This is a genomic window from Mesorhizobium sp. WSM4819 (assembly GCF_055811215.1).
The window spans coordinates 1-6938 of record NZ_JBVVQO010000004.1; the positions used below are offsets into that span (position 1 = coordinate 1).

The 6938-nt window shown below is 62.8% G+C and carries 7 protein-coding genes; 5 read left to right on the top strand and 2 right to left on the bottom strand.

The annotated features are described in order from the left end of the window. The first annotated feature begins 467 nt into the window (after positions 1–467). From AC0L18_RS05370 to AC0L18_RS05380, 3 genes are all read left to right on the top strand, one after another. Entirely contained in the window at positions 468–2240 is a 1773-nt protein-coding gene (locus tag AC0L18_RS05370; protein WP_473490936.1) for a hypothetical protein, read from the top strand. Between the two features lie 88 nt (positions 2241–2328). Next, entirely contained in the window at positions 2329–3132 is an 804-nt protein-coding gene (locus AC0L18_RS05375) for an alpha/beta fold hydrolase (protein WP_473490937.1), read from the top strand. Positions 3133–3258: 126 nt separating this feature from the next. Then, positions 3259–3879 (top strand): hypothetical protein, encoded by a 621-nt coding sequence (locus AC0L18_RS05380; RefSeq protein WP_473490938.1) that lies wholly within the window; start codon positions 3259–3261, stop codon positions 3877–3879. Here the strand turns inward: AC0L18_RS05380 and AC0L18_RS05385 are convergent. After that, the gene (locus tag AC0L18_RS05385; protein ID WP_473490939.1) at positions 3869–4783 is read right to left on the bottom strand and encodes a metallophosphoesterase family protein; all 915 of its coding nucleotides are present in this window, start codon (positions 4781–4783) and stop codon (positions 3869–3871) included. The genes AC0L18_RS05380 and AC0L18_RS05385 overlap by 11 nt on opposite strands. Positions 4784–4836: 53 nt before the next feature. Between AC0L18_RS05385 and AC0L18_RS05390 the strand changes: the two genes are divergently transcribed. Then, the gene (locus AC0L18_RS05390; RefSeq protein WP_287303515.1) at positions 4837–5337 is read left to right on the top strand and encodes an NUDIX domain-containing protein; all 501 of its coding nucleotides are present in this window, start codon (positions 4837–4839) and stop codon (positions 5335–5337) included. A gap of 1 nt (position 5338) precedes the next feature. Here the strand turns inward: AC0L18_RS05390 and AC0L18_RS05395 are convergent, their stop codons facing one another. Further along, entirely contained in the window at positions 5339–6328 is a 990-nt protein-coding gene (locus AC0L18_RS05395) for a glutathione S-transferase family protein (RefSeq protein ID WP_473490940.1), read from the bottom strand. A 310-nt stretch (positions 6329–6638) separates the two neighbouring features. Between AC0L18_RS05395 and AC0L18_RS05400 the strand changes: the two genes are divergently transcribed. Next, the coding region (locus AC0L18_RS05400) for a GNAT family N-acetyltransferase (RefSeq protein WP_473490941.1) at positions 6639–6938 on the top strand (300 nt) is incomplete at its 3' end.

The window sequence follows — 6938 nt, forward strand, 5'->3', positions numbered from 1 at the left end:
AACCATCGGGGCAGCCGAATGCAACAACTACTTCAAAAACGCTGGATACGCTTCCGTCAAAACGTGAAACGCTCTAGAGCAATTCCAGGAAAAGTGCCTAGCGGTTTTCCGTCCGGAATTGCGTAAAACAAATACTTGATGCATGTCGCGCAAAAGCATGCCCTCGGGCTTGAACCGAGGGTGTGCAGCGGTTTTGCGATAACGTGAGGCAGGTCAAACGCGGCGCGCTTTAGAGCGGTTCGGCGGTTCTATCAAAAAGCCGAACCGCTCCAGACCAGATGTCGAAAGCTATGAGCTGGAGCAAGATGAGCCCGGATGGTATCATCCTGCTCCAGTCTTTCGCACCATTAACCACCGGAAGATTATCCGGTGTGGTACGCGATCGCATAATGGATGCATGCTTGTATGGCAGTGCAGGCGCTATATGATTGCGTCTTAACCTGTGCCGACTTCGAGAGGATCGACACTTGCAGCATGCCACGCCTGCCGCCCCCGCAGTGCGCGAGACGCTGGAGCGATTGCTAGCCAGCGAAACGTTCGGGAGATCCGAACGAGCGCGTAAGCTGCTTCGCTATCTGGTCGAGCGCGAGCAGGCAGGCGAAGCCGACAAGCTCAAGGGCTTTTCCATCGCGATGGATGTTTTCGGCAAGGACGGCGATTTCGATCCGTCGACCGATGCCGTGGTGCGGGTGCAGGCGGGCAGGCTGCGCGAGCTTCTGCAGCATTACTTTGCCAATGAGGGCGTTGCCGAGCCGATCCGCATTGCCATTCCGCGTGGCGGCTATGTTCCATCCTATGAACTCAACGCGATCCGCCTGCCGGTCGAGCCGGCGTCGGCGGAACACGTCGAAGCGGCGGCCACCTTGCCGGAATCGCCCGAAGAACCCGGCATGGCCGCACCTGCCGCATCGTCCCCCGTCGTTCGCCAGCCGGCACCCTCGCTGCTGCGTCATCTCCAGTTCTTCTGGCTGGCGATCGCTCTGGTCATCGCCATGCTGGGGGTGCTGATCCTTCGTCAGGGAGGCAGCGCATTGCTGGCGGGAAGCGATGCCGCGCCGACGATTGAAAATGCGGTGGCAACCGGCAGCATCGCGCCATGGGCTCCGGCTGGAAGCCTTCCGCTCGTCTACATTGCGGTGAAAACCAACAGTGCCGAGGCTGCCCGCGTCGCCGCATCGCTGCGCGCCGGCCTCAGCCGCTTCGACACGGTCACCTTCATCGGTCGCGATGCTGACGGCCCGCCCGATCCTGTCGCCGATGCGATCAGCTTCGTATTCGATGTCTTGCCGGGACCAACGGCAGGCGATGTCACTCTGGAGCTTCAAAGCGTGGCGACCGGGCGGGTCCTGCTGTCACGCAACTTGACTGCCGCCGACAGCACACCCGCCACCGTCGAGGACAGTGTCGCCGGCATTTTGAGTTCGGCCGTTCCGGCCTCGGGCGCGATCTACAACTATATCGAACAGAGCGGCCTTCAGACCGGCCTGACGGAATGTCTGCTGCTCAACGACAAATACTATCTCGACCAGGCCGCCAAATCCCATGAGGCTGCCTATCGCTGCCTCGAAATCCTGGTCGATCGGGATGCGAAATCGTCGCTCGTCTTTTCGGAGCTGGCGACCCTGCATCTCGAGGCGGGCACAGATCACTACGCCTATCCAGCCGGCGCAACGATCGAACAGGCGATGTCGCTGGCCCGTCGCGCCGTGCAGATGGGGCCGACCAGCCCCTATGCCCACCGTGCCTATGGCTATCTCAATTCCCGCCTCGGCAATTCGGAGGAATCGATCCGCTGGATGCGCAAGGCCTACGAACTCAACCCTTACGACCTCAGCATGGCGGCAGCTTATGCCTACGGGCTGATTTTCGCCGGCAGGTACAGGGAGGGAACACCGATCCTTGCTCACGCCGTCGAAACCTCCAGTGCCCATCCGGCCTGGTGGGATTACGGGCTTTTCGTCGGCCAGTTGATGGCTGGCGATCTGAACAAGGCTGCACTTGCCAGCGATGCGCTGCAAGCGACGCCGACGAAATCGCACTATCTGGCTGCGCGGCTGATCACTGCCAAGGCCGCCGGCCGCGGTCAACTGGCGCACGAACTTCTGGACGAGTTGACGGTCAAGTTCCCGAAATTCGCTGCCGATCCGCGCGCGGCTTTTGTCGAGCGGAAATACCCCGCAGATCTGACCGAGCGGCTGGTCGAGGCCTTGCGGGCCGCGGGGCTCGGCAATGCCAGCTAGTCCTTGCGGCCAGCACGGCCGATCGCGAAAAACTTGGTGCAAGACGCAATCCAGCCACATCCGAATTCGCATAAAACCATAGTATTTCATGATTTCATCGCTTTACGTTGCCGAACGGGGCGCCGGCCCGAAGACGGTTGTCTTTCTGCATGGCTTCGGCGGTTGCCACGGCGACTGGCACGAGGTGATTTCGACACTGGCACCTGGTTCACGGACACTGGCCTATGATCTTCCGGGCCATGGGCTGTCCCTCGATTTCCCGGGTGGCGGCCCGGCCAGGACAGCCGCCCGGGCTGTTCTGGCAGACCTCGCCGCACGCAGAATCAGGAGGGTGCATCTCGTCGGCCATTCGATGGGCGGGGCGGCGGCTGTGCTGATGGCACTGGCCGAACCCGAGGGGATAGCCTCGCTGACGCTTCTGGCGCCGGGCGGGTTTGGCACTGAGATCAATGGCCCGCTGTTGCGCCGTTACGCAGCGGCAGCCGGCAAAAGTGAAATTCGCGCCTGCCTCGCCGCCATGTCCGGACCGCAAAGCCCGCCCTCGGAGCGCATCGTGGATGTGCTTGGCGAAATGCGTGCGCGTCCCGGCCAGTTGCACAAACTTGTCGAGATCGCCGCCGCCATGACCAGGGATGATCGGCAGGGCGTCATCCCGCGCGAACGGCTCGAAACACTGGATATGCCGGTGATTGTGGTCTGGGGGACCGATGACGCGGTGCTGCCCTTCAGCCAGGCCGATGGTCTGCCGGGGCATTTCCACCTGCACCACGTGTCGGAGGCCGGCCATATGCTGGTCGAGGAAGCGCCCGGCCTGATCGCCGAGATCGTCCGCCGCAACATGAAACGCCGCAGCAGGCGGCTTCGTCCAAACTCCGCTCCCGCGGCGGGCTGATCCCTGTCAGAGCGCGGCTTCGGGCCGGATTTTGCAAGCCGCCTATCGATCTCGCAAGTGCATTTTGCTGCATTTTGCCAGCGACTGTGTTAATTCGGTGTTAACCAAACCCGCGAGGCAACGCCGATGAAGGATGCAGCCGAGACCATAAGCCAGGCTGATGAGTCGCGAAAATTGTCGGACGCCATCCGCGACGTGAAAAACGCTTTCGCCGACCGCGACGACGTCGTGGTCGACATGCGCGAAGCGCATCGCATGCGGCTCGAATTGCTTGCCGCCGAACTCGCGCCGGTCTTCGCCGACGTGCCCGCCGACATGGACAATTTCGACTTCGCCGTCTCGTCCGGGCTGCAGCCGCGCCTCTGGATCGACGCCGTCAGCCATGTCGCCATGGGGCGCGATCGCCGCACCTATCGCTTCCTCAAGGACACGCGCATCGGCCGCGTGGTGCTCGCCGAATCGACCGAGATGAAACCGGTTGCCGATCAGGTGACGCGCTACGTCGCGGAGCGCGTCATCGAACGCCAGAGAATGCTGGAAGGCGGGGTCGAGCAGGCTGCCGGCCTGAAACGTGCCTTGGTCCCGGAAGCCGAGCCGCCGCTGCGATCCGTCAAGCGCCGCAAGCGTTGGTCAGCCTTTCTCTCCGGTCTCGGCCTGATCACTGCCGGCGCCCTGGTCGGGCTGGCTGTATCGATCGTCTTGTTCTGGGACCGCCTCGTTGCGATGGGACTGAGTTTCACGCCATAGCGTCCGCGCCAAGCTCCACAACCTCCAGATCGGCAGGCGGGATGGCCGGCCCGGTCAGGCCACGTCGCGTCAGCCTGAGCCGCCAATTGCCTATTTCACCATCGATCTCCAGCAGATTATATTGCGCCGCTGGACGCCTGCCGCCTGGCGCCTGCCCTGCGGCAGCGACCCCGACCACTGGAATTTTGGCGCCGCGCCCATTGATCGAGAACAGCGTCGGCTCGTGCGAATGGCCGTGCAGCACAAGCTCGGCCCCGTGCCGCTGAACGACCTTTTGGAAACGGGCAATGCCGAACAGCCGCTTGGGCTGCGAAACGGCGCCGCGCACTGGCGGATGGTGGATCATGATCACCCGGAACAGCCCGCGTTTGGCCGTGGCATCGAGCACGTTGCGCAGCCTTTCCGCCTGGTCTTCCAGAAAAAAGCCGTTGGCCATGAACGGAGCCGTGGCCCGCGCCGTCGTTACACCGATCAGCGCGACGTTGCCACGCACGCGCAGATAGGGAAAGGCTTCGCGGTCGACCGGCGTATTGACGCCGTCGCCGGTCATCCACTCCGTCCACGACCGGCAAGACTTGTCGAAAGCACCGGGCACATAGGCGTCGTGGTTTCCCGGAACGACCGACACATCATCGGGAGAGCCCAGCGTCTCCAGCCAGTGCTTGCCCATCTCGATCTCGCCATCGAGCGCCAGATTGACCAGATCGCCGGTGACGGCAAGGTGATCGGGTGCGCTCGCCTTGATATCGGCGACGATGGTGTCGATGACGGCGTCGCGCATGTGGCGGCGGCGATTGCGCTGCCAGTTGACGTAACCGACCACCCGCTTGGAGGCGAGATCGCGATAGGTTACACCGGGAAGCGGTCCCAAGTGGATATCGGAAATATGCGCGAGCCTGAACATCCCTCCTTCATAAGCGACGCGCGCGCTGCTTTCCACCCACGGTTTCGTGGGTGATGATGCGGCCCGATCCGGAGCAAGCTTTCCGCCAGACCGGCTGGCCGGGTCTCAGGGCAAGGCTGTTTCATCTGTACTTCGTGCTGCGGCGGCCGATGACGCTCGGGGTGCGTGGTTTGATCCACGATCGCACGTCCAATTCCGTCTTCCTCATTCGCCATACCTATGTACCGGGCTGGCAGCTTCCCGGCGGCGGCGTCGAGCTGGGCGAGACGATGATCGAGGCGTTGGCGCGCGAGCTCTCCGAGGAGGGCAATATTGCATTGACCGCGCCGCCGGTGCTGAAATCGATGCATTTCAACCGTCGGGCCAGCCGCCGCGACCATGTCGGCCTATATTTGGTCGAGCAGTTCAACCAGACGGCGCCGAAGCTGCCGGACCGCGAGATCGCCGCAGCCGGCTTCTTTCCGCTCGACCGCCTGCCGGAAGCAACCACGCCGGCCACGTTGCGGCGGGTTGCCGAGAATTTCAGCGGCGCCGCGGCATCGCCCTACTGGTAGATCACGCTGCCTTCCTGAACCGTGCCCGATCATGCGGCGCCGCGTAGTCCAGTTCCGGCCCGACCGGCACGATGTGCGTCGGGTTGATCGTTGCGTGGCTGCCGTAATAGTGCGCCTTGATGTGATGCAGGCTCACCGTGCCGGCGACGCCCGGGACCTGATAGAGGTCGCGCAGATAGTTCGACAGGTTCGGATAGTCGGCGATGCGGCGCAGGTTGCACTTGAAATGGCCGACATAGACCGGGTCGAAGCGGACCAGCGTGGTGAACAGCCGCCAATCGGCCTCGGTGATCCGGTCACCGACCAGATAACGCTGGCGAGATAGGCGATCCTCGAGCTTGTCGAGCGCCGCGAACAGTTCGCCAAACGCTTTCTCATAGGCCGCTTGCGTGGTGGCGAAGCCGGCGCGATAGACGCCGTTGTTGACCGAGGGATAGACCAGAGCGTTGACCGCGTCGATTTCGCCGCGCAGTGCTTTCGGATAGAAATCGAGGCCGGCATCGCCCCATTCGTCGAAGGCTGAATTGAGCATCCGAATGATCTCGGAGGACTCATTTGAAACGATCGTCTGTTCTCGCCTGTCCCACAGAACCGGCACCGTCACGCGGCCGGAATAGGCGGGATCGGCCTTGGTGTAGATCTGATGCAGGAAGTCGAGGCCGTAGAGCGTATCGCCGGTGGCGCCGTCCTCGGCCAGGAAGGTCCAGCCGTTGGCGCCTATGAAATGATGGACGACCGAGACGGAAATCACGTCCTCGAGCTTTTTCAGTGCCCGAAAGATCAGCGTCCGGTGCGCCCAGGGACAGGCAAGCGAGACATAGAGATGGTAGCGGCCCGGCTCGGCCTTGAAGCCGCGCGTGCGGCCTTCGGCCGGCCTGCCGTCAACCGTGACCCAGTCGCGCCATTGCGACTGCGCCCGCACGAATTCGCCGTCACTCGCCTTGGTGTCGTACCCGCTGTCCTGCCATTTGCCGTCGACCAGCAATCCCATGTGATGTCCTTTCCTCTTCGTAGGGATTTAGGCACAAACCGACGATGCGGAAATCGCCAGGCGTTGAACAGTTCGTCAATCGCCCGGTGCGGCAGACGAATGACGGCAAACGAAGGCGGCAAACGAATGGCGGCAGCAAACGGCCGATTGCAGTGGCTGAAGATTGATGCTAGCGGAAAATTCGCATGTTTGACTTTGCTTTGATCCGGTTCGACCGACGACGAAAGGGCGCCCGCGCTTGATGAAGCGCTGACTGGCGAACGCTGCCGTTTGCAGCAAACCTTTCCCCGTCTACCGGAACGCAAAGACCATGAGCCTTGCCGACGTGAAATACCTGCCGGAAACCCCGGCGCATGACCCCGAAATCGAAGCCATCAACGACGAAGCCTTCGGGCCCGGCCGTTTCGTGCTGGGCGCCTACAAGATCCGTGAGGGCGGCCCGCATGAACGCGCTCTGTCCTTCGTGGCCGTCGATGGCGATATCGTTGTCGCCTCTGTGCGCATGACGCGCATCGCGGCCGGGGGCCCCCCCCCCCCGGAGGGAGGGCCCCGGGTCGGGGGGGCCGCGGGGAACAAAAAAAGCGATTTGCGCCCGCCGGGGGGGGTGAGG